Source organism: uncultured Algibacter sp., assembly GCF_947487605.1.
Taxonomy (GTDB): Bacteria; Bacteroidota; Bacteroidia; order Flavobacteriales; family Flavobacteriaceae; genus Algibacter_D.
Window position 1 is genome coordinate 256,618 of sequence record NZ_CANKXK010000002.1, and the last position, 25,842, is coordinate 282,459.

At 33.7% G+C, this 25,842-nt stretch carries 31 protein-coding genes and 1 tRNA gene; 20 read left to right on the top strand and 12 right to left on the bottom strand.

The features are described from left to right. Positions 1-86 precede the first annotated feature (86 nt). The 3 genes from mce (at position 87) to Q0739_RS03390 (ending at position 1,277) form a co-directional block, all read left to right on the top strand. On the top strand, positions 87-491 hold the full coding sequence (gene mce / locus Q0739_RS03380) for a methylmalonyl-CoA epimerase (RefSeq protein WP_298237286.1): 405 nt from the start codon (positions 87-89) through the stop codon (positions 489-491). Positions 492-542: 51 nt separating this feature from the next. After that, a tRNA-Ile gene (locus Q0739_RS03385) sits at positions 543-616 on the top strand. Between the two features lie 406 nt (positions 617-1,022). Then, positions 1,023-1,277: a hypothetical protein gene (locus Q0739_RS03390; RefSeq protein ID WP_298237287.1), complete on the top strand. Its 255-nt coding sequence runs from the start codon at positions 1,023-1,025 to the stop codon at positions 1,275-1,277. Here the strand turns inward: Q0739_RS03390 and Q0739_RS03395 are convergent. Beyond that, positions 1,274-1,864 (bottom strand): riboflavin synthase, encoded by a 591-nt coding sequence (locus Q0739_RS03395; protein ID WP_298237288.1) that lies wholly within the window; start codon positions 1,862-1,864, stop codon positions 1,274-1,276. The genes Q0739_RS03390 and Q0739_RS03395 overlap by 4 nt on opposite strands. Before the next feature lie 65 nt (positions 1,865-1,929). Between Q0739_RS03395 and pdxA the strand changes: the two genes are divergently transcribed. From pdxA to Q0739_RS03445, 10 genes are all read left to right on the top strand, one after another. Then, positions 1,930-2,991 carry a 4-hydroxythreonine-4-phosphate dehydrogenase PdxA gene (pdxA, locus tag Q0739_RS03400; RefSeq protein WP_298237289.1) on the top strand — a complete coding sequence of 354 codons (1,062 nt, stop codon included), beginning with the start codon at positions 1,930-1,932 and terminating at the stop codon, positions 2,989-2,991. 91 nt (positions 2,992-3,082) lie between these two features. Continuing rightward, positions 3,083-3,625 (top strand): DUF177 domain-containing protein, encoded by a 543-nt coding sequence (locus Q0739_RS03405; protein ID WP_298237290.1) that lies wholly within the window; start codon positions 3,083-3,085, stop codon positions 3,623-3,625. A 9-nt stretch (positions 3,626-3,634) separates the two neighbouring features. Further along, on the top strand, positions 3,635-3,838 hold the full coding sequence (gene rpmF / locus Q0739_RS03410; protein WP_298237291.1) for a 50S ribosomal protein L32: 204 nt from the start codon (positions 3,635-3,637) through the stop codon (positions 3,836-3,838). Positions 3,839-4,017: 179 nt separating this feature from the next. Then, positions 4,018-5,010 (top strand): beta-ketoacyl-ACP synthase III, encoded by a 993-nt coding sequence (locus tag Q0739_RS03415; RefSeq protein WP_298237292.1) that lies wholly within the window; start codon positions 4,018-4,020, stop codon positions 5,008-5,010. A gap of 31 nt (positions 5,011-5,041) precedes the next feature. Further along, the gene (gene accB, locus Q0739_RS03420) at positions 5,042-5,521 is read left to right on the top strand and encodes an acetyl-CoA carboxylase biotin carboxyl carrier protein (protein WP_298237293.1); all 480 of its coding nucleotides are present in this window, start codon (positions 5,042-5,044) and stop codon (positions 5,519-5,521) included. Between the two features lie 83 nt (positions 5,522-5,604). Continuing rightward, positions 5,605-6,957, top strand: a complete 1,353-nt coding sequence (accC, locus tag Q0739_RS03425) for an acetyl-CoA carboxylase biotin carboxylase subunit (protein ID WP_298237294.1) — start codon at positions 5,605-5,607, stop codon at positions 6,955-6,957. A 234-nt stretch (positions 6,958-7,191) separates the two neighbouring features. Then, positions 7,192-8,304 carry an FAD-dependent oxidoreductase gene (locus Q0739_RS03430; RefSeq protein WP_298237295.1) on the top strand — a complete coding sequence of 371 codons (1,113 nt, stop codon included), beginning with the start codon at positions 7,192-7,194 and terminating at the stop codon, positions 8,302-8,304. Continuing rightward, on the top strand, positions 8,304-8,753 hold the full coding sequence (locus Q0739_RS03435) for a 3-oxoacyl-ACP synthase (RefSeq protein ID WP_298237296.1): 450 nt from the start codon (positions 8,304-8,306) through the stop codon (positions 8,751-8,753). The genes Q0739_RS03430 and Q0739_RS03435 overlap by 1 nt, the downstream gene beginning before the upstream one ends. A 401-nt stretch (positions 8,754-9,154) precedes the next feature. Next, positions 9,155-9,412, top strand: a complete 258-nt coding sequence (locus Q0739_RS03440; protein WP_298237297.1) for a hypothetical protein — start codon at positions 9,155-9,157, stop codon at positions 9,410-9,412. After that, positions 9,409-9,768 carry a transcriptional regulator gene (locus tag Q0739_RS03445; RefSeq protein ID WP_298237412.1) on the top strand — a complete coding sequence of 120 codons (360 nt, stop codon included), beginning with the start codon at positions 9,409-9,411 and terminating at the stop codon, positions 9,766-9,768. The genes Q0739_RS03440 and Q0739_RS03445 overlap by 4 nt, the downstream gene beginning before the upstream one ends. A gap of 70 nt (positions 9,769-9,838) precedes the next feature. Here Q0739_RS03445 and Q0739_RS03450 read toward each other — a convergent pair whose 3' ends face one another. From Q0739_RS03450 to Q0739_RS03475, 6 genes are all read right to left on the bottom strand, one after another. Beyond that, the gene (locus tag Q0739_RS03450) at positions 9,839-10,753 is read right to left on the bottom strand and encodes an ABC transporter ATP-binding protein (protein WP_298237298.1); all 915 of its coding nucleotides are present in this window, start codon (positions 10,751-10,753) and stop codon (positions 9,839-9,841) included. A 74-nt stretch (positions 10,754-10,827) separates the two neighbouring features. Further along, positions 10,828-12,984, bottom strand: coding sequence for a prolyl oligopeptidase family serine peptidase (locus Q0739_RS03455; RefSeq protein ID WP_298237299.1), 2,157 nt, complete (start codon positions 12,982-12,984; stop codon positions 10,828-10,830). 95 nt (positions 12,985-13,079) lie between these two features. Continuing rightward, a complete protein-coding gene (locus Q0739_RS03460; protein WP_298237300.1) occupies positions 13,080-14,069 on the bottom strand; it encodes an aspartate-semialdehyde dehydrogenase in 990 nt (329 codons plus the stop codon). 137 nt (positions 14,070-14,206) lie between these two features. Continuing rightward, positions 14,207-14,608 (bottom strand): large conductance mechanosensitive channel protein MscL, encoded by a 402-nt coding sequence (mscL, locus tag Q0739_RS03465; protein WP_298237301.1) that lies wholly within the window; start codon positions 14,606-14,608, stop codon positions 14,207-14,209. Between the two features lie 69 nt (positions 14,609-14,677). Beyond that, positions 14,678-15,784, bottom strand: a complete 1,107-nt coding sequence (gene alr, locus Q0739_RS03470; protein ID WP_298237302.1) for an alanine racemase — start codon at positions 15,782-15,784, stop codon at positions 14,678-14,680. Further along, the gene (locus Q0739_RS03475) at positions 15,777-16,424 is read right to left on the bottom strand and encodes a thymidine kinase (protein WP_298237303.1); all 648 of its coding nucleotides are present in this window, start codon (positions 16,422-16,424) and stop codon (positions 15,777-15,779) included. The genes alr and Q0739_RS03475 overlap by 8 nt, the downstream gene beginning before the upstream one ends. A gap of 211 nt (positions 16,425-16,635) precedes the next feature. On the opposite strand from Q0739_RS03475, the gene Q0739_RS03480 reads away from it, so the two are divergent. The 4 genes from Q0739_RS03480 to Q0739_RS03495 all read left to right on the top strand — a co-directional run bounded on the left by Q0739_RS03480 (position 16,636) and on the right by Q0739_RS03495 (position 19,217). Continuing rightward, the gene (locus tag Q0739_RS03480) at positions 16,636-17,379 is read left to right on the top strand and encodes a hypothetical protein (RefSeq protein WP_298237304.1); all 744 of its coding nucleotides are present in this window, start codon (positions 16,636-16,638) and stop codon (positions 17,377-17,379) included. Continuing rightward, entirely contained in the window at positions 17,379-18,050 is a 672-nt protein-coding gene (gene rsmI, locus Q0739_RS03485; protein WP_298237305.1) for a 16S rRNA (cytidine(1402)-2'-O)-methyltransferase, read from the top strand. Before Q0739_RS03480 ends, rsmI begins: the two co-directional genes overlap by 1 nt. Positions 18,051-18,091: 41 nt before the next feature. Continuing rightward, entirely contained in the window at positions 18,092-18,550 is a 459-nt protein-coding gene (locus Q0739_RS03490; RefSeq protein WP_298237306.1) for a hypothetical protein, read from the top strand. A 94-nt stretch (positions 18,551-18,644) separates the two neighbouring features. After that, positions 18,645-19,217 (top strand): uracil-DNA glycosylase family protein, encoded by a 573-nt coding sequence (locus tag Q0739_RS03495; protein ID WP_298237307.1) that lies wholly within the window; start codon positions 18,645-18,647, stop codon positions 19,215-19,217. A gap of 1 nt (position 19,218) precedes the next feature. Here Q0739_RS03495 and Q0739_RS03500 read toward each other — a convergent pair whose 3' ends face one another. Beyond that, complete coding sequence (locus Q0739_RS03500; protein WP_298237308.1) at positions 19,219-20,037, bottom strand: hypothetical protein; 819 nt, start codon at positions 20,035-20,037, stop codon at positions 19,219-19,221. Beyond that, on the bottom strand, positions 20,009-20,599 hold the full coding sequence (locus tag Q0739_RS03505) for a carboxymuconolactone decarboxylase family protein (protein WP_298237309.1): 591 nt from the start codon (positions 20,597-20,599) through the stop codon (positions 20,009-20,011). Before Q0739_RS03505 ends, Q0739_RS03500 begins: the two co-directional genes overlap by 29 nt. A 58-nt stretch (positions 20,600-20,657) precedes the next feature. Here Q0739_RS03505 and Q0739_RS03510 point away from each other — a divergent pair, with 58 nt between their 5' ends. From Q0739_RS03510 to Q0739_RS03520, 3 genes are read left to right on the top strand one after another with little or no spacing between them, the layout of a single operon-like run. After that, positions 20,658-21,080, top strand: coding sequence for an OsmC family protein (locus Q0739_RS03510; protein ID WP_298237310.1), 423 nt, complete (start codon positions 20,658-20,660; stop codon positions 21,078-21,080). 30 nt (positions 21,081-21,110) lie between these two features. Next, positions 21,111-22,805 carry a single-stranded-DNA-specific exonuclease RecJ gene (gene recJ, locus Q0739_RS03515; protein WP_298237311.1) on the top strand — a complete coding sequence of 565 codons (1,695 nt, stop codon included), beginning with the start codon at positions 21,111-21,113 and terminating at the stop codon, positions 22,803-22,805. A gap of 2 nt (positions 22,806-22,807) precedes the next feature. Continuing rightward, positions 22,808-24,076, top strand: a complete 1,269-nt coding sequence (locus Q0739_RS03520; RefSeq protein ID WP_298237312.1) for an MFS transporter — start codon at positions 22,808-22,810, stop codon at positions 24,074-24,076. On the opposite strand, the gene Q0739_RS03525 is transcribed toward Q0739_RS03520, so the two are convergent. From Q0739_RS03525 to Q0739_RS03535, 3 genes are all read right to left on the bottom strand, one after another. After that, positions 24,073-24,825, bottom strand: a complete 753-nt coding sequence (locus Q0739_RS03525) for a UDP-2,3-diacylglucosamine diphosphatase (protein ID WP_298237313.1) — start codon at positions 24,823-24,825, stop codon at positions 24,073-24,075. The two genes, Q0739_RS03520 and Q0739_RS03525, sit on opposite strands and share 4 nt — an antisense overlap. A gap of 256 nt (positions 24,826-25,081) precedes the next feature. Then, on the bottom strand, positions 25,082-25,537 hold the full coding sequence (locus tag Q0739_RS03530; protein WP_298237314.1) for a 6-carboxytetrahydropterin synthase: 456 nt from the start codon (positions 25,535-25,537) through the stop codon (positions 25,082-25,084). A gap of 107 nt (positions 25,538-25,644) precedes the next feature. Beyond that, positions 25,645-25,815: a hypothetical protein gene (locus Q0739_RS03535; RefSeq protein WP_298237315.1), complete on the bottom strand. Its 171-nt coding sequence runs from the start codon at positions 25,813-25,815 to the stop codon at positions 25,645-25,647. Positions 25,816-25,842 lie beyond the last annotated feature (27 nt).

Sequence of the window (25,842 nt, forward strand, 5' to 3'; positions counted from 1 at the left end):
ATGTTACTTTTGGTTCGGTATTTTCATATCTTGATAAAGAATTTGAGTTAAAAGATAAAATTTTTGTTAACCCAAAAAAAATATTGATGAAAAAAATAGAACACATTGGGATTGCTGTAAAGAATATTGAAAACTCCAATGATTTGTTTTCTAAGTTATTTGGCAAACCTCACTATAAAACAGAGGTTGTTGAGAGTGAAGGCGTAAAGACCTCTTTTTTTAAGGTAGGCAGCAATAAAATAGAATTACTAGAAGCCACGAATAAGGAAAGTCCAATTGCTAGATTTATAGAAAAAAAAGGAGAAGGAATACATCACATAGCTTTTGAGGTTAGTGATATTGAATCTGAAGTAGAAAGACTCACAAACGAAGGCTTTATTGTGTTAAACGATAAACCAAAAAAAGGAGCCGATAATAAGTTGGTAGTTTTTTTGCACCCAAAATCCACTAATGGTGTTTTAGTTGAGCTGTGTCAAGAGATAAAGAAATAGTTTTTTCTTGCTAACAATTAAAATAAGTATTAATATTGCACTCCAATTTCGGGTCCTATAACTCAGTTGGTTAGAGTATCTGACTCATAATCAGAAAGTCCCTGGTTCGAGCCCAGGTGGGACCACTAATAGAAATTGTAAAGCCTTGTAGATTTATAGTTTACAAGGCTTTTTTATTGTTGATTTATTTTCTCAAAAAATATCTTATATTTATCCTAAATAAATAGCTTTATTTTTTCTCCCCTAAAAAAAGAATCTTTTTTAATAGCAAACAGAAGGATACTTAATATTAATTTAATTGATATGTATTAATTAAATGATATATTTGTTAAGTAATTGTAAAAAAAGAGGGATTACTTTTTTATCAAGACAAATCTTTTTGTTGAATAATGTTGTTTTATAAAAAAATGACCATTAACATTAATAAAATCGCATTTCGTCGATAATTGATGTTTTTTTGTCGATGTTTTTTTTATGAAAAGCGATGAGATTTTTTAGTTAGACCGCTTTTTTTTATACTTTTGCTACCCCATGACGCTACAAAATAAAAGAATATTTGCCTCAATCTTATTTGTATTAGTAAGATTTGTGTCTATCGCTCAATGTTCGGGTTGCCCAAATGGAAATCCTTGTGCGCCCTGTTGTACTTTACCAGGAGGCTGCGGAGGTGGACCACCACCACCACCACCAGGTTTGCCTATTGATAATCTTGTTATTGCTTTTTTGCTTTTAGGAATCTCTTATGGAGCCTATAAATATTACCAATTCGCTAAGAGAAGCAGTTAATTATTAAGTTGCTGTAACCTAACGACATACTTGCCAATCATATCAAATTCTAAATTAACAGTTGTTCCTATTTCAAATTGATTGAAATTGGTATGCTCAAAAGTGTAAGGTATAATAGCAACACTAAATGTGTTTATTCCAGAATTAATTACAGTTAGACTCGTGCCGTTAATTGTAATGGAGCCTTTTTCAATAGTTATATTATTGAGACTAGCATCATAGCTAAAGCTAAACAACCAGCTACCGTCAGTAGGTTTTATGTTTGTACAAGTAGCCACTTGATCGACATGTCCTTGTACAATATGGCCATCAAGTCTGTCGCCTAGTTTCATGGCGCGTTCTAAATTCACACCATCACCAATTTTTAAAAGGCCTAAATTGGTTTTATCTAAGGTTTCTTTTATTGCTGTAACAGTATACTCATCCGTATCAATCGAAACAACCGTTAAGCACACACCGTTGTGAGCTACGCTTTGGTCAATTTTCAATTCAGAAGCCATATCGCTTTTAATAGAAATATGAAGATTTTCCAATTCGTATTCCAATCGTGTTACAGTACCAATAGACTCAATAATTCCGGTAAACATATTATTATCTGTTTATTTGGTTAAATTTGCCACATCAAAATTACAAACAAAACTTATCATTTTTAATGGAGAAAGCAGAAAATATTATTGTAGGAATATCTATAGGCGATTTAAATGGTATTGGTGGCGAAATAGTTTTAAAAACTTTTGAAGACCAACGAAGCTTAGAATTTTGCACCCCAGTAATTTTTGCTTCAATAAAAACGATGACCTTTTTAAAGCGCCATTTTAAATCTGAAATTAATTTTAACAGCATAAATGCTATAGAGCAATTAGTTCAAGGGAAAGTGAATGTACTTAATTGTTGGAAAGAACCTGTTAGTATAGATTTTGGCAAAGAGGACACTAAAATTGGTGAATATGCTATAAAGTCTTTAGAGTTTGCCACGAAAGCCCTTAAAAATAAAGAGATTGATGTGCTTGTAACAGCCCCAATTAATAAACACAATATACAATCTAAAAAGTTTAATTTTCCTGGGCATACAGATTATTTAGCAGAACAATTAGAAGGAGAAAGCTTAATGTTTATGGTTACCGATACTTTACGAGTTGGATTGTTAACAGACCATGTTCCTGTTAAAGATGTTTCACATCACATCACAGAAGATCTTATAGACAGAAAACTTGACATTGTCTATAAGTCACTTCAAAAGGATTTTAGAATTAGAAGACCTAAAATAGCAGTACTTGGTATTAATCCGCATACTGGAGATAATGGCGTTATAGGAAATGAAGATGATGATGTTATGAGACCAGCGTTGAAAAAAATTCAGGAATCAGGAAAATTAGTTTACGGACCATATGCTGCAGACAGTTTTTTTGGTTCCAATAACTATAAAAATTTTGATGCCGTTATCGCTTCATATCACGACCAAGGTTTAATCCCATTTAAAACACTCTCATTTGGTCAAGGAGTTAATTTTACAGGAGGTCTTAATAGAGTTCGTACTTCTCCAGATCATGGCACTGCTTACGAAATTGCAGGAAAAGGAATTGCAGACGAAAACTCCTTTAAAGAAGCTGTTTTTACCGCAATAAAAATATTTAAAAACAGATTTGATTTTGAGGAACTTACTTCAAATCCGTTAAAAAAAGCACCAAGAAATATACGCAAAGAAAACCGGTAAATAGAGGCTTAAAAGATATAAACAAAAAAATGTTTATAAGTAATGTATCGTAAATAAAAATTTATATATTTGCAGGCTCAAAATAGATGTGATGAAGAAGGCATTGAAAGAGTTTACAATTCCATTTGTAGGGCTTAAAGAAGCGACACATTATTTTGAGTATAAGATAAAACAATCGTTCTTTGAACATTTTGAGTATGAAGACTTTAACAATGTAGAAGTTAATGTAAAAGTTGCTTTAATAAAAAAATCAACTTTATTAGAACTGCATTTTAAAGTATCTGGAGCAGTTAATATTAATTGTGATGTAACTAACGAACCGTATAATCAAAACATAGAAAATGAGTTTGATTTGGTTGTAAAGTTTGGCGATCAATATAATGATGACAATATAGATATTCTTATTGTGCCACATGGTACTTACGAAATCAATATTCAGCAATATATTTATGAACTGATTATTTTAGCAGTACCAATTAAGAGAATTCATCCTGGTGTTGAAGATGGCACCTTGGATTCAGACATACTTGAAAAATTAGAAGAATTAAGCCCAAAGCTTAAAGAAAATAGAGAAACCAAAGAAGATATAGATCCTCGATGGGATACATTAAAAAAATTATTAACGGATAAATAAAGACATAAAATGGCACATCCTAAAAGAAAAATCTCGAAAACAAGAAGAGATAAGAGAAGAACACATTATAAAGCAACTGCGCCACAGATTGCAACATGTCCTACAACAGGAGAGGCTCATTTATACCATAGAGCGCATTGGCACGAAGGGAAGTTGTATTACAGAGGTCAAGTATTAATTGACAATTCTGAAGAAATAGAGAATTTAGCATAATTATTATGCAAGCATATTACAAAACGCTCACATGTGAGCGTTTTTTTTATGAACAAATTTTCAAAAAGACAAAAACGCATAATTTTGCGTATTATTACGTTAAAATTTAGTAGTTTTCACAAAAATTTGGGCAGTCTAGCCCAATTTTTATGATTTTTTGGTCAAATTAACTATAAGTTATGAGTAAAATCTCAGCGGCAATTACAGCTGTAGGCGCTTATGTGCCAGAATATATATTAACCAATCAAATACTTGAAACGATGGTTGATACTAACGACGAATGGATTACTTCTCGTACGGGAATTAAAGAGCGTCGAATCCTAAAAGATGAAGGCAAGGGAACTTCTTTCTTAGCAATTCAAGCAGCAAAAAATCTTATAAATAAAAAGGGAATTGACCCTAAAGATATAGAATTGGTTATTGTGGCTACTGCTACACCAGATATGAAGGCAGCCTCAACTGCTTCCTATACTGCTTCAGAAATTGGAGCTACAAATGCATTTTCATTTGATATGGATGCCGCGTGTTCAAGTTTTTTATATGGTATGTCTGTAGCTGCTAGTTATATCGAATCTGGCAGGTATAAAAATGTATTGCTTATTGGAGCAGATAAGATGTCATCTATAATTAATTATAAGGATAGAGCAACATGTATTATTTTTGGAGATGGAGCAGGAGCTGTTTTATTCGAGCCTAATACTGAAAATTTAGGATTCCAAGATGAGTATTTAAGAAGTGATGGTACAGGAAGAGAGTTTTTACAAGCTACATACGGTGGGTCTTCATTTCCCATTACACATGAAGCCATGGACGAAGGAGGTCAATACGCTTTTCAAGAAGGAAGAACTGTTTTTAAAAATGCTGTTTTTAATATGGCAGATGCCGCAGTTAAAATATTAGAACGTAATAACTTAACCAAAGATGACGTGAATTGGCTAGTTGCTCATCAAGCAAACAAACGAATTATTGATGCAACAGCACAACGTATAGAACTAGAAGAAGAAAAGGTAATGTTGAACATACATAAGTATGGTAATACCACATCGGCTACTTTACCATTACTTTTAAGTGATTATGAATCTCAACTAAAAAAGGGCGATAATTTAATATTTGCTGCTTTTGGAGGAGGATTCAATTGGGGTTCCATTTATTTAAAATGGGCATATAATTAATTTAACTAACCATTAACTAATTAGCATAATTATGGATATTAAAGAGATTCAAAACTTAATCAAGTTTGTCGCAAAATCTGGGGCAAGTGAAGTTAAATTAGAGATGGATGATATTAAAATCACCATAAAAACAGGATCTGATTCAGAAACAACAATCCTTCATCAAGCTCCCGTAGCTCAGATGCCACAAATAGCAGCACCAGCGCCTGTAGCAGCAGCACCTGAAGCAGCACCAGCATCGCCTGCAGCTAGCGGACAAGACGATTCAAAATATATTACAATTAAGTCACCAATCATTGGTACTTTTTACAGAAAACCAGCTCCCGATAAACCTTTATTTGTTGAGGTAGGGCAAACTATAGGCGAAGGTGATGTGTTATGCGTTATTGAAGCTATGAAACTTTTCAATGAAATTGAATCTGAAGTTTCAGGTAAGATAGTTAAAGTATTGGTTGATGATTCTTCTCCAGTAGAGTTCGATCAGCCTTTATTTTTAGTAGATCCATCTTAATATAAATCCCAATTTTCAATTCCCAAATTCCAGTATATAGATTTTGGAATTTGTTTTTTGAATATTGAAAATTTGAAGAATTTATGTTTAAAAAAATATTAATAGCCAATAGGGGAGAAATAGCACTACGTGTTATAAGAACCTGTAAAGAAATGGGCATAAAAACAGTGGCTGTATATTCCACTGTTGATGCAGAAAGTCTACACGTTAAGTTTGCAGATGAGGCCGTTTGTATTGGGCCAGCTGCAAGTAGCGAATCTTATTTAAAAATGTCAAACGTTATATCTGCTGCAGAAATTACTAATGCAGATGCGATTCATCCAGGATACGGATTTCTATCAGAAAACGCCAAGTTTTCAAAAATATGCGAAGAGCACGGAATAAAATTCATAGGTGCTTCCGCAGAAATGATTGATAGAATGGGAGACAAAGCTAATGCTAAAGAAACCATGAAAGCGGCAGGTGTACCATGTGTACCAGGTAGTGACGGAATTATTAAAGATTTTGCTGAGTGCGAAAAATTAGCGAAAGAAACAGGTTACCCAGTAATGCTTAAAGCTTCTGCAGGAGGTGGAGGCAAAGGTATGCGTGGCGTTTTTAAACCAGAGAATCTTAAAGATGCATGGGATTCTGCAAGACAAGAATCTAAAGCAGCCTTTGGAAATGATGACATGTATATGGAGAAGCTTATTGAAGAGCCAAGACATATCGAAATTCAAATAGTTGGAGATTCTCGCGGTAAAGCATGTCATTTATCAGAAAGAGATTGCTCAGTACAACGTCGCCATCAAAAGCTAACCGAAGAAACACCATCACCATTTATGACGGATGCGCTTCGAAAAAAAATGGGAGAAGCCGCAGTAAAAGCTGCAGAATATATAAAATATGAAGGCGCTGGAACTGTCGAGTTTTTAGTTGACAAGCACCGTAATTTCTATTTTATGGAAATGAATACGCGTATTCAAGTAGAGCACCCTATTACCGAGCAGGTTATAGACTTCGATTTAATACGTGAACAAATATTAGTAGCTGCAGGTGTTCCAATTTCTGGAAAGCATTATACACCAAAATTACACTCTATTGAGTGTCGTATTAATGCCGAAGACCCTTATAATGGGTTTAGACCATCTCCAGGTGTTATCCATACATTACATGCTCCAGGAGGTCATGGTATTCGTTTAGATACTCATGTTTACGCAGGGTATGCAATTCCACCTAATTATGACTCTATGATTGCCAAGTTAATAACCACAGCGCAAACTAGAGAAGAGGCTATAAATAAAATGAAGCGTGCTTTAGATGAGTTTGTAATAGAAGGGATTAAAACTACCATTCCTTTTCACAGACAACTCATGGATCATCCAGATTATTTGGCAGGTAATTATACCACGAAATTTATGGAAGATTTCAAGATGAAACCACAAACAGAAGATTAAACAAGAACTCCGGAAGTAATTTCGGAGTTTTTTTATGGTGTTACCACGCCCAAAAGCGCGGTCAGGCTATCCATTATATCTTTCTTGTGCTTAACTTGTTTCAGTATCTTATCAAGTATTTTCTATATACCAAATAATAGTTCAACATTAAACTTTAGGTTAAGCACAAAAAAGGATGCCATTTCTATCCTTAACACAGTGTAGAACTTCAATTTAAAATTTTAACTTAGCTCAATGAACTTTTCATATTGGGAAATAAAAACATGGCTCTCAAAAACCAATTTCTGTATAGTTGGTAGTGGTATTGTTGGACTTAATTGCGCCCTACATTTAAAAGAACGGTTTCCAAAAGCTAAGATTCTTATTTTAGAAAAAGGAATGCTGCCACAAGGAGCAAGCACAAAAAATGCAGGATTTGCTTGTTTTGGAAGCCTTAGCGAGATTTTAGATGATTTACAATCGCATTCTCAAGAAGAAGTAATAGAATTGGTTAAGAAGCGGTACAAGGGGTTAAAGTTGCTAAGACAAACATTAGGCGATAAAGAAATAAATTATCAAAATAATGGTGGTTTTGAACTCTTTACCAAAGAGGATGTCGAGTTATTTGAAAGTTGCACGGAAAATAGAGAAGCAATTAATAAGATGCTATTTCCAATTTTTAAAGAAGATGTATTTAGTTTAAAAGAGAATGTTTTCAATTTTAAAAATATTAAAAACCAATATATTTTCAATGCTTTCGAAGGTCAATTAGATACGGGGAAAATGATGGAGGTTTTGCTACAAAAAGCGCAATTAAAAGGGATTAAAATTCTAAATAATATAGCCGTAGAAGAATTTATAGAGAATGGAGGTTCGGTAAAAATAAAAACGAATCAATTTGATTTTTCAACAACTAAGCTTCTAATTGCTACCAATGGCTTTGCATCACAACTCATTGGTCAAAAAGTTAAACCAGCAAGAGCCCAAGTTTTAATAACAAAACCCATTCGAGATTTGCACATAAAAGGCACATTTCATTTAGATAAAGGGTATTATTATTTTAGAAATATTAATGATAGAATTTTATTGGGTGGAGCACGAAACATCGACTTTATTGGAGAAGAAACAGTAGAGTTTGGATTAACAGACCTAATCCAAAACAAACTAGAAGCCCTTTTAAAAACTACAATTCTTCCAGAAACTCGTTTCGAAATAGATCATAGATGGAGTGGTATTATGGGAGTTGGTAGTAAAAAGGAAGCTGTTGTAAAGCAAATTAGTAATCATGTGTATTGTGGGGTACGACTAGGCGGTATGGGTGTTGCTATAGGTAGTTTGGTTGGTAAAGAATTAGCAGATTTAATATAATGTCTATAAAGCAAACATTATATAATCAATGTCTAGAGTTTATAGATAATCGTCTAGAAACGGTTCAAAATACCATTAAAGACGTTCAAAAATCCTTATTGTCTGAAACCAAAAGTAGCGCTGGCGATAAGCATGAAACAGGTCGAGCTATGTTGCAACTTGAACGTGAAAAAGCAGGCCACCAATTAGCAGAAATTACTAAAGTAAAAGAAACGCTTTCTAGAGTTAATATAGAAAAATCTTCTGAAATTATAGGCTTGGGTAGTGTTGTTTACACATCTAGCACAAACTATTTTATCGCTATTAGTGCTGGAGAATTAATAGTTAATAACGAAACATTTTATGCCATTTCGCCAAGTACACCAATTGGACAATTATTAATTGGGAAACAAGCTAATGATGTCATTATTTTTAGGGAGCAGAAGTTTATTGTTAAGGAGTTGTTTTAGTTGAGTTACTTTAAAACAGAAAGACAAAGACATAATGCTTTAAAAAAATTATCTTTATGGGATAATAGTTGCAAAAAACTTATTATATCCTAACTATTTACAGCATACGAGTAATAAAAGTTACTATATAACAATTTGCCATCAATTGGTAATCACATATGAAGAATAGGATAATATAATACCTAATTATGAAAAAATTTATATTAACTGGTGTAGTAATTGCATTCGTACTGGTAAGTTGCAATGACATAGATAAAAATGAAAATACGAGTTTTGAAAAACAGAAAATAAAGGACTTATTTTAAACTTGGGTTAAAGAATTTTCTGAGAGCGAAGACCCTGAATCCTATTTCAGATTTGTGACAGATGACTTCATTTTATCTGAGCCAAATTCTATTGACATGACTAGTAGAGATTCTATTAAATCTAGAGTAAAAAATATTTTAACCAATTATAGAGTCCGACTTAAGGACTGGAAGTCTATAGATATCATAATTAGAAATGACATAGCCATTCACCGACATTCAGGAGTGTTAGTTTTAATGCCAAAAACAGATTCTACAGAAATTGATATAAGTCTAAAATATCTGGATATTTTAAAGAAAAACGAAAACGGAGAGTGGAGAGTTTACATACATTCGAACATGCCTGACAAATAAAACATCGCAGACAAACAGTTGGCAATAAAGCTCTAGAAAGACTTGAGTTAATATTTGATGCCGACCCTAATTCTAAACAAGGGGATGAAACTGAAATATCATCGTTATTAATTCATAATTACGAAAACAAATACTACCCTATTGAATCACCCAATCCAATTGAGGCTATCAAGATTCGAATGGAAGAAATGAACCTTAAACAAAAAGATTTAGTTGGAGTTATTGGAGGGAAAAGTGGAGTTTCTGAAATCTTAAATAAAAAGAAAAAAATGACTGTTGAAATGATTAGAGAATTAGAGCTAATTTTACACATATCTGCATCTGTACTTGTGAGTAATTACAAACTCGTGAACTGAAAAAATAACAAAGAGTAACACGAGTATATTACTAATACTTAAAACTTTTTTGAGCAGCAACGTTTAAATGTTATTTGACTATTGAAAGACAAATAGACAACCCTTTTTTTAATTCTTTATCATGTTCAAAAAACACCGTTTTACCATCCAAATTGGCTTCAATTAAATAATAACGCCCTTTGTAATAATAACGTTTTACAATAGCTTTTAAATTAGACTTTTCAACCACTTTTAATTGATGTGCATAAACAAAACTAGCAGATTTCAATTCGTTAAACTCACCAAAAAAAGAAGCGATAAGTTTGTCTTTTGGATTGTTGTATAAGTGTTCGGGAGTGTTGTTGGCTAAAATTTCATTATCATGCAAAACAATCATTTTATCTGCAAACCCTAGCACATCTTCCTTGTCATGCGTTGCTACAATACAAGTAATTTTTTTATCTTTTAAGTATTTAAAAACACTACGTCTAAGGCTTTGTTTTTTAAAATTATCAATATGGCTAAAGGGTTCGTCTAGCAATATAATTTCAGGTTCTTTAGCCAAGGCACGAGCTAGAGCCACACGCTGTTTTTGGCCACCACTTAAAATTTTTACTTTCGTTTTTGCAAAAGAGGTAAGTTCAACAACTTCAAGTAATTCCTCAGTACGCCTTTGTTTTTCTTCAGGATAAAAATTAGAAAGGAATTTACCGATATTTTCTGCAACACTTATAAAAGGCATCAAATCAAATTCCTGTGCAACATATTTCATAAAGTCGTAGCCAACAACTAAGTTGTATTTAGGCCCTAAAACTTCTTGATTTTTCCAAAAAATATGCCCTTGGTCTAAATCGTACTCACCATACAAAACTTTTAAAAGGGTGCTTTTCCCAGAGCCACTTTCGCCTATAACAGCTATGTTTTCGCCTTGTTTAGCATTAAAAGAAATAGCTTTTAAAACAGGTGTTTTGTGATATGAAAAACTTAGGTTTTTAACGTTCAACATGGTGTTGCAAAAATAATATAAAAAAACACGCTACTAATAAAGAAGCGTGTTTTAAACTAAAGATTTTATATCTCTTATCCTTTTATTTTGTTAGTGGCTTTATTTGGCAAAACTTTAAATCCCATGTTGTATAATGTAAATCCAAAAATGTCTGCATATTGTTCGATAGTTTTACTAACGGGAGTTCCAGCGCCATGACCAGCGTCTGTTTCAATGCGAATTAATGTAGGGTTATTTCCTGCTTGTTTACTTTGTAATTCTGCTGCAAATTTAAAACTATGTGCTGGCACCACACGGTCATCATGGTCTCCAGTAGTTACTAAAGTTGCAGGGTATTGTACGCCAGATTTCACATTATGAACTGGGGAATAATTTTTTATATATTCAAACATCTCTTTACTGTCTTCGGAAGTTCCATAATCGTAAGCCCAACCTGCTCCAGCTGTAAATGTGTGATAGCGCAGCATGTCTAAAACTCCAACGGCAGGTAATGCAACTTTAGCTAAATCTGGACGTTGGGTCATAACTGCACCAACTAACAAACCACCATTTGAACCACCACGAAGCGCTAAATAGCTTGATGAGGTGTAATTATTTTCAATTAAATATTCTCCAGCTGCAATAAAATCATCAAACACGTTTTGCTTTTGCATTTTTGTTCCTGCATTATGCCATGCTTTGCCATACTCACCACCACCACGTAAATTTGGAACAGCCAAAATACCACCTTGTTCCATCCAAACAGCATTAGTAATACTAAAGCTTGGGGTTAAGCTAATGTTGAAGCCACCATATCCGTAAAGAATCGTTGGGTTTTTACCATTAAGCTCTAAGTCTTTTTTATGGGTAATCATCATGGGTATCTTGGTCCCGTCTTTTGATGTGTAAAATACTTGATTACTTTCATAATCATCACTATTAAAAGCTATGGCTGGTTTCCAGTATTCTTCTGATTTACCAGTTTCAATATTCAATTTGTAAACACTAGGTGGTGTATTATAATTTGTAAACGAGAAATAATCTGTTTTCTCTTCTTTTTTGCTTCCAAATCCGCTAGCAGTTCCAGAACCAGGAAGTGTAATGTCTCTAACTAAAGTTCCGTCATAATTATATTGTTTTACTTTCGAAATAGCGTCAACCATATAATGAGCAAACAAATAACCCCCACTAGTTGATGGAGATAGGACATTAGTTGTTTCAGAAATAACATCAACCCAGTTTTCTGGTGTTGGATTAGACACATCTACCGAAACTATTTTTTTGTTTGGCGCATTTAAATTGGTAACTAGAAATAATTTACTAGCATCATTATCTAAGATATATGTGTCACTATTTGTATGATCTAAAATCGTAATTAAAGGACTATTAGGGGTCGATAAATCTTTGATAAATAGCTTGTTACCAGAGGTTGATACACGTGGTGTTATAACCAAATAGTTGTCGTCTTCAGTAACATTTGCATAGATATAACGATGTTTTTCCTCTGGAGTTCCACCATAAATTAAGGTGTCTTCTTTTTGAGGCGTTCCTAATTTGTGATAATATACTTTATGTTGGTCTGTTTTTGCAGAAAGCTCACTTCCTTTAGGCTTATCATAGCTTGAGTAATAGAAACCTTCGTTTTTATACCATGATATCTGCGTAAATTTTATATCAATTAGTGTGTCTTCGATAATTTCTTTTGTTTCAGTATTCATGATTAGAATTTTTCTCCAATCACTACCGCCTTCAGAAATAGAATAAGCTAATATTTTACCGTTTTTTGAAAAACTCAAACCTCCTAAGGATATGGTTCCATCTTCTGAAAAAGTGTTAGGGTCTATAAATATTTCGGCATCACCTGTTTCTTTTTTTCTATATATAACATTCTGATTTTGTAAGCCATCATTTTTTGAAAAGTATGTATAATCGCCTTCCACAAAAGGAGCGCCTACTTTTTCATAATTCCATAAACTAGATAAGCGTTCTTTTAAATCTTTGCGAAAGGGAATCTGGTTTAAATAACTATAAGTTGCTTTATTTTGTGACCTTACCCAAGCTTCTGTTTCTTTGCTTCTGTCATCTTCTAACCAACGATATGGATCTTTTACTTCTACGTCAAAATAGGTGTCTACAGTATCTACGGATTTTGTTTGAGGGTAATTCACAGTTATAGTATTTGAATTCTGAGTGTCATTTTTGCAGGCTACTAACAAAGCGAAAGCAAAAATGACGATTGCAATTTTTTTCATGATTGATGAGTTTTTTAATGTATCAAAAATAAACAAAAAAAACTCCTGCATTTTAATACAGGAGTTTCTAATATAAAATCTAAGATTCTAAATAATTACACTAATTTATTTTCGATTAAATATTCAGCAATTTGGATTGTGTTTGTTGCAGCTCCTTTGCGTAAGTTATCGGCAACAATCCACATATTTAATGTATTAGGTTGTGTTTCATCTCTGCGAATACGCCCTACAAAAACATCGTCTTTTTCATGAGCATAAATAGGCATTGGATATGTGTTAGTATCTGTATTATCTTGAACCACTACCCCTGGTGTTTGACTTAATAATTCGCGAACATCTGATAAATCGAAATCATTTTCAAACTCGACATTTACAGATTCTGAATGCCCACCAGCAGTCGGAATTCTAACTGCTGTTGCAGAAACAGAAAACGTGCGGTCGTTCATTATTTTTTGAGGCTCTCTAGCTAATTTCATCTCCTCTTTTGTGTATCCGTTTTCTTCAAATACATCGCAATGCGGTAATGCATTTCTACCAATTGGATAAGGATAAGCCATTTCGCCATCAACACCAGCAATCTCGTTTTCTAATTGCCTCACAGCCTTAATCCCTGTACCAGAAACCGACTGATATGTTGAAACCACAACACGTTTCATTTTGTATTTTTTGTGAAGCGGATTTAGAGCCATTACTAATTGAATAGTTGAACAATTAGGATTTGCTATAATTTTATCTTCTTTAGTTAGTTCGTTTGCATTGATTTCTGGAACTACTAATTTTTTAGTAGGATCCATTCTCCAAGCAGAAGAATTATCAACTACTGTTGTACCAACTTCGGCAAATTTAGGAGCCCATTCTAACGAGGTGCTTCCGCCTGTAGAAAATAAGGCAATATCTGGACGCATAGAAACAGCGGTTTCTAAACCAACAACTTTAAAATCGGTTCCTTTATAGTTTACTATTTTACCCACAGAACGCTGTGAAGCGACAGGGATTAATTCTGTTACTGGGAAATTGCGTTCTTCTAGAACTTTTAGCATCACTTCGCCTACCATTCCTGTGGCACCAACAACTGCTACTTTCATTTTATTTAATTTTAATCAAGTTTCGTTGAACAAAACTAAGTATTAATTCTAATTTACAATCTAAAAAAAGCCCTTGTTTTATAAAAACAAAGGCTTTTTAACAACAAATAACACAAAGTTATTTAATTAACACATTGTTATTTTTTTAACAAATCTCTAATTTCTCCTAATAATTCTTCTTGAGTTGGACCTGCTGGAGCCTCTGGAGCTGGTTCTTCTTTCGTTTTCATTCTATTGACCGCTTTTACAATTAAGAACATTACAAAAGCAACAATGATGAAGTCAATAACGTTTGTTAAGAATGCACCCCATAGTACTGAAACCTCACCTTCAATTGCACCATCAGCATTTGCTACACCTTCTTTAATAATGTATTTCATCTCTTTGAAATCTGCATTGAAAATTAATCCTATTAGTGGAGAAACAATGCCTCCCGTAAAAGCAGTAACCACTTCTTTAAAAGCAGCACCCATAACAAAACCAACAGCAATGTCGACAAGATTGCCTTTCATTGCAAATTCTTTAAATTCTTTTAACATAATTATAAATTATTAGTTAGTAAGTCTCTAAAATAAGGAAAAAAGATAAGGTTAACATTTTTAAGAAACTTATTTAATGAAGATTCTTTTAACACGCTGAGATATGGACGTAATTAACTCGTAAGAAATAGTGTTTACTACTTCGGCTAAGGCTTCGGCAGTTGCTTCTTGTCCAAAAACAATAACCTCGTCACCTTCTTTACAATCAATGTTGGTAATGTTTACCATAATCATATCCATACAAACATTTCCAATTATAGGTGCTTTTTGCCCATTTATGATAACAAAACCTTTACCGTTACCATATTGTCTACCAATACCATCGGCATGACCAATTGGAAGCGTTGCTGTTTTAAGAAAATTATTGGATTTAAATGCACGGTTGTACCCAACAGATTCGCCTTTTTCGATTTGATGAATTTGAGAAATAATCGTTTTTAATGTGCCAATTGGTTTAAGGTGTTTGTTTTCTTTTTTACAATTGCCAAAACCATATAAACCAATGCCGCTTCTAACCATATTTAAATGTGCTTCAGGATAGTTTAAAATACCTGAAGTATTACACAAATGTAGCACAGGTTTATAATCAATAATATTTAAGAAATTATCTGTAATTGATTTAAATGTTTTTATTTGATTTAAAGAGAATTCTTTTTCTGTTAAATCTTCGCTTGCTGCTAAATGAGAAAAGATTGAAGCTACTTTTATTGTTTTCGTTTGTTTCAATTTAGAAGCAATAAACGCTACATCATTTTCCCAAAAACCAAGACGATTTAATCCTGTATTAAATTTTATATGTACAGGGTAATCGGTTTGATTTTTCTTGGAAGCGATTGCAATAAATTCGGTTAAAACTTTAGGATTGTATAAACTCGGTTCTAAGCAATTGGCAATAAGCTTTTTAAAATTTACGGTTTGCGGGTGTAGAACGAGAATTGGTTTAGTAATGCCCGCTTCTCTTAAAAGCACACCCTCATTTACATAGGCTACTGCTAAATAATCGACTTCTAGTTCCTGGAGGTGTTTTGCTATTTCACAAGCATCACTTCCGTAACCATAAGCTTTAACAACCGCTAAAAATTTAGTCTCTGGTTGTAGTTTAGATTTAAGATAATCAAAATTATGTTTGAGAGCGTTTAAATCTATTTCAAGAATGGTTTCTTGTGCTTTAGGCATTCGGTTTTTTTGTTTTAGAAGTAATTTCTTCTGCATCGTTCACTTTCATATTGCGAACTTTATCTCGCATAGTGGCTTTGTAATAAGCTGCTCTACTTAAAGGCTCATATTCGTCTACTTCACCCAGTAGAACTAGGCTGTCATTTTTAGATTTCCGATAACTATATTGGGCTAAGTTCCCTGTTCTAGTACAAACAGCATGTACCTTGGTAACATATTCAGCGGTTGCCATAAGGTTTGGCATTGGTCCGAAAGGATTTCCTTTAAAATCCATATCAAGTCCAGCGACAATAACACGTACACCTTTATTGGCTAAGTCGTTGCATACACGAACAATCTCATCATCAAAAAACTGTGCTTCATCAATGCCAACCACATCACAACCATCAGCAAGAATAGGTATGTTTGCTGCGGCAGGGACTGGTGTAGAACGAATTTCGTTGGCATCATGAGAGACTACCATGTCTTCATTATATCGTACATCAATAGCAGGTTTAAAAATTTCAACTTTTTGCCTTGCAAATTGAGCACGCTTAAGCCTTCGGATTAATTCTTCCGTTTTTCCAGAAAACATAGAGCCACAGATAACTTCTATCCATCCAAATTGTTCTTTATGATTTACCGTATTTTCAAGAAACATTTCGTAATTTTAACACTAAAAGAAAGCAATTATTCGTTTGTATAAAGGTGGCGTAAATTTATTAAAAATCAAAAGCCTAAAACGCATTTAATTTTAAAAATTGTAAATAATGAAACATTTATAACTAGCCCCAATAGTTATCGGGATAAAACACAAGAACGGTGTTTATATGAATGTTATATGTGATTATAAAAATATTAAAAACAAACACATGAAAAAGAAGCTAGAGTCTGAGTTAATTAGCATCGCGCATAGAATATTGAAGCTTAAAGGAAAAGAAGATGTTCTTAAAATGCACACAGAAGTTGCTGCTCTCTACGAAAAGATATCGGTATTAAAATTTGCTCACGAAAACTTTGAAGACGATATTCCAACTATTGGGAATGACTCATCATTTTTTGACATGTTAGATACTGCTTTTAACAATAAAGTAAGCGATAATATTGAGCGTGAAGATAAAATTTACATTAATTTAGATGAAGTAGAGGATGACGATATTATGGAACCAGTAATGGAAACTATTAAAGATATGGTTGCCCAAATGCCACAAGAAGCGCAGCAAGTCGACACTATTTTTGAAGAAGCCATTCCAAGAAAACAAGTAAGTAAAAGTAATTTAGAAGATATTACGGCAGGGTTTAATGAGATGCCTGTTTTCGAACCTATTTCTGAGGTTCAGAAACGGCAATCGAATGAAAAAAAATCGCTTAATGATAAACTAAAAAGTGGCGGATTAAACATTGGGCTGAACGATAAAATAGCTTTTATTAAACATTTGTTTAATGGCAAGAATGAAGACTACGAGCGCGTAATCTCTCAATTAAACACATCAGAATCGTTTAAAGACGCCAAGCGTTTTATTGAAGATATTGTTAAACCAGATTATAATAACTGGATAGATAAGGAGGAGTTTGAAGAGCGCTTTATCGCTATAGTTGAAAGTAGATTTAGCTAATGAGTAAACTGTATATTGTACCAACGCCTATTGGGAATTTAAAGGACATTACTTTTAGAGCGATTGAAGTTTTAAAGGAAGTCGATTTAATTTTAGCTGAAGACACACGTACCTCTGGAAAATTACTTAAACACTTTGAAATTTCAACCCATATGCAATCGCACCACATGCACAATGAGCATAAAACGGTTGAAGCCATTATTCAAAAGTTAAAAAGCGGCACAACGGTTGCTTTAATAAGTGACGCTGGAACACCAGCAATTTCAGATCCTGGCTTTTTACTCTCGCGGGCATGTATTGAAAATAATATTAAAATCGAATGCTTACCTGGGGCGACTGCATTTGTGCCAGCATTAGTGAACTCAGGATTACCAAACGATAAGTTTGTGTTCGAAGGGTTTTTACCAGTAAAAAAAGGAAGGCAAACGCGACTATTACTTTTAGCCGAAGAAACTAGAACCATGATTTTTTATGAAAGCCCACATAAATTAATAAAAACTCTTGGGCATTTTTGCGAGTACTTTGGTAATGAGAGACCTGTTTCGATATCCAGAGAACTCACCAAATTATTTGAAGAGACTATACGCGGAACAGCCAAAGAGGTTTTAGAGCATTATACCAATAAACCACCTAAGGGAGAGATTGTTATCTGTGTTGGTGGGAAAAAGTAGTTTCTAATAAATATTTAATTATTTGTTGTTAGTAATAATTTATGAAAAAAGTCAGAAATATTATTTTGATTTTTGTTCTGATATTTTTGGTTGGTTTGTTCATTCATCCTAAAAAAGTCATATATGCGCCAAAAATAATTGGACAAGTAGTTGACCAAAATGGAAACCCAATCCAATACGCAACAGTCGTGCGAATTGAAAAAAATGAAATAGAGAACAAAGAATTTGGATATTATGAACACAAGCAATTCAAATCACAAATCATTAAGACTGGTATAAATGGGGATTTTGTGCTTACCGAAAAGTCTAAAATTGATTGGTTGCACACACCTATTGATTTACCATTTGTTTGGTGTTATGCAAATTTTGAGGTTTCAAAGGAAGGATATGAAACCTATAAAACTGAATATAATGCGAATAAAAACAGTAAGTTCAATGATAATCAGAATGCTTGTAAAGACATTGAATTTAATCCAAGAATAGTATTAAAAAAGCTATAGCTAACAAAGAACTGAGTTAAAAACCACACTATTCTTATACGTAACCGTTCTATTATCAAGCTTTTGCTTCATGCATCGAGAGCAATATCATTTAATGAAAAGATTACTTCAAGACATAAAACAATGCACCATCTGTAAAAAACATTTAGCTCTTGGTCCGCGACCTGTGGTATCTGCTCATCTAGATTCTAAGATTGTAATTATTGGACAAGCACCAGGAACAAAAGTACACGCTTCTGGTGTTCCATGGGATGATGCTAGTGGTAAACAATTGCGAAAATGGTTAGATGTTTCTGTTGAAGATTTTTACGATGAAACAAAGTTTGCTATTATTCCTATGGGTTTTTGCTATCCAGGAAAAGGAAAAACAGGCGATTTACCGCCACGTCCAGAATGTGCGCCTCAATGGCACAAACCTTTATTTGACGAACTTAAAAATGTCGAGCTAGTTGTTTTAATTGGTATGTATGCTCAAAGCTATTATTTAGGAAAAGAAGCAAAGAAAACTTTAACGGAAACAGTCCGAAATTATAATGAGTACTTGCCTAAGTTTTTTCCATTACCGCATCCATCACCACGAAATCGGTTTTGGTTGACTAAGAACCCTTGGTTTGAAGTTGAGGTTTTACCGAAATTGAGGACAAAGGCGAAAGACTTGCTTCATTAGCTTATAACTCCTGCATATATTGAAAATATTTCATAGCTTCTTGCGGGTTCGCTTTAACATCAATACGTTTTATCTCTTCTCCATTTTCATTAAGTTCTATTAAGAAACTGTTATCATCATCTTCCAACATTCTTAAATAAACATTCAAGGAGCCGTCTTCATTATAAAATTTCATAGCTTCAAAATCATCGTATGTTGACGAAATCTGTTCAGAATAAACTTTACCGCTTTTAATTTGTTGGGTAATCTTTCTGCCTTCTTTAATAAACATTTGAGAAACTATTTCGCCTATAATATTATAGGATGTAGATTCTATAATCTGTTCATTCTCATACATAGATTCAGATTGTATTTCACCGCTCTCAAAGTATGTTATTTTCTTTCCATAAGGCACACCTTGTTTATATGTTTTAAGGGACTTTAGCTTTCCAGAAAGGGAATACATTTTTTCCTTACCGTGTAGTTTACCATTTAAGTATTGGGAATGTGAAAAAATCTCGCCATTAGAATGAAAAATAATATAATCGCCATTTAGAACACCTTCTTTTACACTAAATTCTTCCCATTTAGACGTTTTATTACCAATTACATAATACCCATCCATGACTTTGTTTGAGTCATTAAATCGGTAAATACCAATATCATTATAGGAATCTACATAATAAGAATTCCTAGGAAGTAACTCAAATTCTGAAGCTTTATCTTTTGGTTCTTGCTTACAACTTGAAGAGACAATAATTAAGCATCCAAGAAAAAAGTATTGAAGCTTTGCTAATTTTAAAACCATAATATTAAATGTGCTTTCCTTTTTCCCAACCATGCTTGCCTAAATATTGGTTACCGCTTTCTACTGCGCCACCTTCAATAGAAGTACCCATGCTATCATTCCAGCGGTTGAGGTATCCAAATAATGAAATAACACCTAACATCTCTACTATTTCACCTTCATTCCAGTGTTCGTATAAACGCTTTTTTATAGAGTCGTCAACTCCATTAGGCACTTGACTCGCTAACAATGAGAAGTCTAGAGCCGCACGTTCTGCTTCACTAAAAGCAGGGTGGGTTCGGTATTCCCAAATATTATCTAATTGCTCTTGTTCGGCACCATAGCGTTCCGCAGCTCTAATAGCGTGTGCTTGACAATAACGACACCCTGTTGAGTTACTAGACACCCATGCAATCATGCGTTTTAAGGCCGAAGTTACTCTACCTTCATTAGCCATAACGGCTTTATTTAAATTAATAAAAGCTTTGCTAATAGCTGGACGACGCTGCATGGTTAATACCGAATTTGGACAAAACCCAAGCGTTTCATTAAAAAACTCAGCAAGCTTTTTTGTTTCTAAATCATGGTGGGCAGATAATGGTGTTACTAAAGGCATAATTTTATTTTTTAAGTAGTATTTTTGAATTTACAATTAACAAAAATATTTCTATATAATGGCAGTTAAAGTTTCTACAAAATGGCTTGGTAATATGCGATTTGAAAGCACAAACCCATCTGGACATAATTTATTTATTGATACAGGCGAAGAAAACGGAGGCAAAGGAGAAGGGTATCGCCCTAAGGCTTTAATGTTATCTGGCCTTGCAGGTTGTGCTGGTTTAGATGTGGCCATGCTTATAAAAAAAATGAAGTTGAAGGTTGATGATTTTAATATTGAAATTGAAGCAAATTTAACAGAAGAGCATCCTAAATATTATGATAAAGTAGCGATGCATTTTCATTTTTTTGGGAGTGATTTAAGCGAAAAGAAGCTGCAAAGAGCCGTAGACTTGTCGGTTGAAAAATATTGTGGTGTCATGGAGATGTTTCGTCAATTTGCTGATGTGAAAGTTGAAGCACATTTTCATAAAAACTAGAACAATTCAAATAGGTTTTTAGAATATTTTATGCGTTGGACACTCAAACCAAAACCAGATTCGAATAAAGTAGAAGTAATAAAGAATGCGTTAAAGGTAGACGAAATTACAGCAGCTTTATTGGTTCAACGAGGGATTGAAAATTACGATCAAGCAAAACTTTTTTTTCGCCCTAGTTTAAGTGATTTGCACAATCCATTCTTGATGAAAGATATGGATATTGCAGTAGCTAGAATTGAAGCGGCGTTCCTTCAAAACGAGAATATTTTGGTTTATGGCGATTATGATGTAGATGGTACAACTTCAGTTGCTCTTATGAGTTCTTATCTTAAAACAAGAACAGATAATGTCGCAACCTACATCCCAGATCGATATGACGAAGGTTATGGAATTTCATATAAAGGAATTGATTTTGCTAACGATAATAGTTTTTCATTAATAATAGCGCTTGATTGTGGTGTTAAGGCTATTGATAAAGTTAAATATGCAAAGGAAAAAGGCATAGATTTTATTATTTGCGATCATCATAGACCTGGAGAAAGTATTCCTAATGCGATTGCTGTTTTAGACCCAAAGCGAGAGGATTGTAATTACCCATATAAAGAACTATGCGGTTGTGGAGTTGGTTTTAAATTAGTGCAAGCCTTAGCCTTTAAAGAAGGCAAAACACCAGAAGATTTAACCGAGTATTTAGATTTGGTAGCTACTGCCATTGGTGCAGATATTGTTCCAATTACAGGCGAAAATCGTGTATTGGCCTATTTTGGGCTTCAAGTCATTAATCAGAACCCAAGAATTGGGATTAAGGCTCTTATAGCGCAAGTAAAGAAAAAAGAATTCACCATTACCGATGTGGTTTTTATAGTGGCACCAAGAATTAATGCTGCTGGACGCATGAAACACGGGAATTATGCGGTAACACTCTTAATTGAAGAAGATTATGCTTTAGCTGAAGAATATGCTTCTGAAATAGAAACTTTTAATACAGATAGACGTGAGGCAGACAAACAAATTACTGAAGAAGCTCTCAAACAAATTGAAGAACAAAAAGAACAGAAACGTTTTACTACTGTTGTTTACAATGAAACTTGGCATAAAGGTGTTATTGGTATTGTGGCTTCTCGACTAACAGAAACTTATTATCGCCCTACCTTGGTTTTTACTAAAAGTGGTAATATGCTTGCGGCATCAGCACGTTCAGTTTCTGGATTCGATGTTTATAATGCTTTGGAAGGATGTGCCGAATATATCGAACAATTTGGGGGGCATAAATATGCTGCAGGATTAACGTTGAAAGAAGAAAACTATCAAAGTTTTAAGAATAAATTTGAAGCAGTTGTTAAAGACACCATCGATGCTAATTCACTTGTTCCAGAAGTTAGGGTCGATTATAAAATTGATTTAAATCAAATAGATGCCCGTTTATGGCGAATTATTCGTCAGTTTGCGCCCTTTGGACCAGGTAACATGACGCCCGTTTTTATGACTGAAAACCTTTTAGACACGGGTTACGGTAAATGTGTTGGCGAAGAGGATAAACACTTACGAGTTACCGTTACTCAAAGAGACACTAACAATAAATTTGTTTGTATAGGTTTTGGAATGGGCGATAAAATAGATTTAGTTTCTAATAGAAAACCATTTGACGCAGTCTATTCAATTGATGAAAATGAATGGCAGGGACGTGTATCGCTTCAGCTTAAATTAAGAGATATTAAAGGGTAGTTATGGCTAAAAATGATCCATATGCAGCATTAAGAATAAAAGAATTTAATGTTTTTTTATTAGTGCGATTTTTATTGGTTTTTGGGTGGTCTATGCAGTTTATTGTTATTGAGTGGCAAGTGTATAGTTTAACAAAAGACCCATTATCTCTTGGAATAATTGGATTGATGGAAATTATTCCTGCTTTTTCAATGGCTTTATTTGCAGGACATATTGTTGACCAAAAAGAGAAGCGGAATTTGTTTGCGCTTTGTATTGCAGCGTTTTCATTAATTAGTTTAGGGCTGTTTTTACTGACTTGGGAAAAAATAATAGGTGATTGGGAAACTAAATGGATTTTGTATGCAATTTACGCGTTAGTGTTTTTTGGTGGTTTTTTACGCTCCTTTTTTGGGCCAACTATTTTCTCATTAGTTGCGTTAATAGTTCCCAAAAAAATATATCCTAATGCCGCAACATGGAGTACAAGTACCTGGAAAACAGCGGCTGTTTTAGGGGCTTTATTTGGCGGATTTTTTATTAGCTGGATTGGAGTAGATATGACCTTGTGTGTTGTTTTTGTGTTAGTAATGCTATCTTTAATTTTAACTTTTTTAATAAAAAAGAAACCTATTTTAAATAAAAATATAGGAGAACCTTTAAAAGAAAGTCTAAAAGCAGGTGTTCGTTTTGTATTTAAAAATAAGGCTATTTTAGGCGCATTAACCTTAGATATGATTGCAGTTTTGTTTGGCGGTACCATTGCTATTCTAGCTATTTTTGCACAAGATATTTTAGAAGTAGGAAGTCAAGGTTTCGGAATTTTAAATGCATCAATATCTATGGGTAGTATTGTGACTATGTTTGCTACTACGTATATCCCTATAAGCAAAAACACAGGTAAAAAATTACTCATTTCGGTGTTTGTTTTTGGTCTAAGCATTATAGCTTTTGGATTGTCTTCAATTTTTTGGGTAAGTGTATTAATGCTATTTATTAGCGGTGCAGCCGATGGTATTTCTATGGTAATTAGACAAACTATCTTACAATTAAAAACACCAGATAATATGCGTGGACGTGTGTCTTCTGTTAATTCTATGTTTGTCGGGTCGTCTAATGAACTAGGAGCTTTTGAAAGTGGGTTGGCTGCAAAATTAATTGGACCAGTCGCCGCTGTTGTTTTTGGAGGGACGATGACTTTAGTAACTGTTTTTGTAATTGGAATTAAAAACCCAGTGCTTCGCGATTTAGATTTAACCGAAGATGTGGAAGCGCATGAAAGTGATGCTTAATATTCCTTTAATTCCAAAGTATCACCATCAAAAACGCCATAGGTGAAGTATTGAATCCAGTCTCCAAGGTTGATGTATTTAGAATTTCTGTTGAGGTCTATATTTAAGGGAAGGTGTCTATGACCAAAAACAAAAAAATCGCGATGCTTATCTTCTAATTTTCTTTTACAGTATTGTACGAGCCACTCATTGTCTTCACCTAGAAATATGGCATCATCATCACCAGAAATAAGTTTGTTTTTAATAGACATATATTGTGCTAATCTAACGCCTAAATCGGGATGAAGCCATCTAAATAACCATTTTGAAAACGGATTAGTAAAGACTTTTTTCATACGTTTATATCCCTTGTCTCCTGGACCTAATCCATCTCCATGACCAATAAAAAACGTTTTGTTATTGAATACAAACTCTTTTGGTTTATGGTACACAGGAATACCTAGTTCTTCTTCAAAATAACCATTCATCCATAAGTCATGATTGCCAACAAAATAATGAATTGGAATACCAGCATCTGAAATTTCGGCAAGCTTTCCTAAGGTTCGTGTAAAACCTCGAGGGACTACTTTTCTGTATTCCATCCAAAAATCGAATAGGTCGCCTAAAAGGAAAATTGCAGCAGCATCTTCTTTTATTTCGTCCAACCAAGCCACAAACTTCTTTTCACGAGGTAAAGAGGCTTCTTTTGTTGGGGCACCTAAGTGGTTATCTGATGCGAAATATATTTTTTTGTCTTTCGGAATTTGCATGTTGTAAATATAGTTTTTTTAGACAGAAGTTGGAAGACCGCAAATAGGAGAGAAAGATTACGAGTTTAGAAATTAAAATTACAGATAATTGCGTTAGGGATTACGTATTGGTTTTTATTTTGAACAAAATGAAATCATGAATGCAGAGCATTTGAGGTATTGTTGAAGCTCTTTTTGCGTTGTTGCACCTATGCAACACAAAAAAGCGACTACCTAAAGTCCGATTCTTGTGGGAACCTGCCTGCCAGCAGATACTCTAAATATTATCGTAGGCAAACCATTCTGCAAATGAACTTTCTGTTTCTTGAAGTTTTAACGAGTGTAAATTAATGTGATTTGGCAAACGCTTTTTAATTTTTTTTGCGAAGTCTATAACCATCATCTCGCTAGTTGGCTGATAGTCTACAAGCAGTACATTGTGCCCGCGATCTTGTAATTCTTTGGCAAGCTCTACATGTGGTGTATTTTTATTAAAAACGGTGGCGTGATCGAAAACATTTACGATTTCTTCTTTCACGATTTTTTTTAAATCGCTAAAATCGATTACCATACCGTACTTTACATTGCTATTATCGCGAATAGGTTGTCCAATTACAGTAACATCTAGCTTATAACTGTGCCCATGTACGTTTTTGCATTTACCATCGTAACCGTATAATGCGTGACCAGTTTCGAATGAGAATTGTTTTGTGATACGAATGTTATTGCCCATTATTTTCTTTTTCTTCTATTTACTACGTAAACAATTATTAAAACTAAGGCTAAAAGCAGAAAGAGTCCATTTCCGCTTAAAAATGATAAGATATCCATAATGTTGGTTTATTGATTCTTTTTTTTGCTATGCCGATACATTAAATAAGCTAATAAAACAAGAACAACAAACGGAATCATGGTCCCAATAAAAACACCAATCTCATATCCTTTATCTGGCGCGTTTTGTATTTTTTCTTCGATATCTACTTGTTGCAGTATAACGTTAAATAGACTCATGTTAATTTGTTGTGCTGTATTGCAAAG

Bases quoted from the DNA above. Each gene is read 5' to 3' on its own strand.
- Q0739_RS03500 (WP_298237308.1), bottom strand. From the start codon at position 20,037: ATGGTTGGGAAAAAGGAAAGCACATTTAATATTATGGTTTTAAAATTA.
- pdxA (WP_298237289.1), top strand. From the start codon at position 1,930: ATGGAGAAAGCAGAAAATATTATTGTAGGAATATCTATAGGCGATTTA.
- alr (WP_298237302.1), bottom strand. From the start codon at position 15,784: ATGCCTAAAGCACAAGAAACCATTCTTGAAATAGATTTAAACGCTCTC.
- Q0739_RS03480 (WP_298237304.1), top strand. From the start codon at position 16,636: ATGAAAAAGAAGCTAGAGTCTGAGTTAATTAGCATCGCGCATAGAATA.
- accC (WP_298237294.1), top strand. From the start codon at position 5,605: ATGTTTAAAAAAATATTAATAGCCAATAGGGGAGAAATAGCACTACGT.
- rsmI (WP_298237305.1), top strand. From the start codon at position 17,379: ATGAGTAAACTGTATATTGTACCAACGCCTATTGGGAATTTAAAGGAC.
- Q0739_RS03505 (WP_298237309.1), bottom strand. From the start codon at position 20,599: ATGCCTTTAGTAACACCATTATCTGCCCACCATGATTTAGAAACAAAA.
- Q0739_RS03390 (WP_298237287.1), top strand. From the start codon at position 1,023: ATGACGCTACAAAATAAAAGAATATTTGCCTCAATCTTATTTGTATTA.
- Q0739_RS03460 (WP_298237300.1), bottom strand. From the start codon at position 14,069: ATGAAAGTAGCAGTTGTTGGTGCCACAGGAATGGTAGGCGAAGTGATG.
- recJ (WP_298237311.1), top strand. From the start codon at position 21,111: ATGCGTTGGACACTCAAACCAAAACCAGATTCGAATAAAGTAGAAGTA.
- Q0739_RS03520 (WP_298237312.1), top strand. From the start codon at position 22,808: ATGGCTAAAAATGATCCATATGCAGCATTAAGAATAAAAGAATTTAAT.
- Q0739_RS03530 (WP_298237314.1), bottom strand. From the start codon at position 25,537: ATGGGCAATAACATTCGTATCACAAAACAATTCTCATTCGAAACTGGT.
- rpmF (WP_298237291.1), top strand. From the start codon at position 3,635: ATGGCACATCCTAAAAGAAAAATCTCGAAAACAAGAAGAGATAAGAGA.
- Q0739_RS03435 (WP_298237296.1), top strand. From the start codon at position 8,304: ATGTCTATAAAGCAAACATTATATAATCAATGTCTAGAGTTTATAGAT.
- mscL (WP_298237301.1), bottom strand. From the start codon at position 14,608: ATGTTAAAAGAATTTAAAGAATTTGCAATGAAAGGCAATCTTGTCGAC.
- Q0739_RS03395 (WP_298237288.1), bottom strand. From the start codon at position 1,864: ATGTTTACCGGAATTATTGAGTCTATTGGTACTGTAACACGATTGGAA.
- Q0739_RS03475 (WP_298237303.1), bottom strand. From the start codon at position 16,424: ATGTTTCTTGAAAATACGGTAAATCATAAAGAACAATTTGGATGGATA.
- Q0739_RS03510 (WP_298237310.1), top strand. From the start codon at position 20,658: ATGGCAGTTAAAGTTTCTACAAAATGGCTTGGTAATATGCGATTTGAA.
- Q0739_RS03405 (WP_298237290.1), top strand. From the start codon at position 3,083: ATGAAGAAGGCATTGAAAGAGTTTACAATTCCATTTGTAGGGCTTAAA.
- Q0739_RS03525 (WP_298237313.1), bottom strand. From the start codon at position 24,825: ATGCAAATTCCGAAAGACAAAAAAATATATTTCGCATCAGATAACCAC.
- Q0739_RS03430 (WP_298237295.1), top strand. From the start codon at position 7,192: ATGAACTTTTCATATTGGGAAATAAAAACATGGCTCTCAAAAACCAAT.
- Q0739_RS03415 (WP_298237292.1), top strand. From the start codon at position 4,018: ATGAGTAAAATCTCAGCGGCAATTACAGCTGTAGGCGCTTATGTGCCA.
- Q0739_RS03440 (WP_298237297.1), top strand. From the start codon at position 9,155: ATGACTAGTAGAGATTCTATTAAATCTAGAGTAAAAAATATTTTAACC.
- Q0739_RS03450 (WP_298237298.1), bottom strand. From the start codon at position 10,753: ATGTTGAACGTTAAAAACCTAAGTTTTTCATATCACAAAACACCTGTT.
- Q0739_RS03455 (WP_298237299.1), bottom strand. From the start codon at position 12,984: ATGAAAAAAATTGCAATCGTCATTTTTGCTTTCGCTTTGTTAGTAGCC.
- Q0739_RS03535 (WP_298237315.1), bottom strand. From the start codon at position 25,815: ATGAGTCTATTTAACGTTATACTGCAACAAGTAGATATCGAAGAAAAA.
- mce (WP_298237286.1), top strand. From the start codon at position 87: ATGAAAAAAATAGAACACATTGGGATTGCTGTAAAGAATATTGAAAAC.
- Q0739_RS03495 (WP_298237307.1), top strand. From the start codon at position 18,645: ATGAAAAGATTACTTCAAGACATAAAACAATGCACCATCTGTAAAAAA.
- Q0739_RS03490 (WP_298237306.1), top strand. From the start codon at position 18,092: ATGAAAAAAGTCAGAAATATTATTTTGATTTTTGTTCTGATATTTTTG.
- accB (WP_298237293.1), top strand. From the start codon at position 5,042: ATGGATATTAAAGAGATTCAAAACTTAATCAAGTTTGTCGCAAAATCT.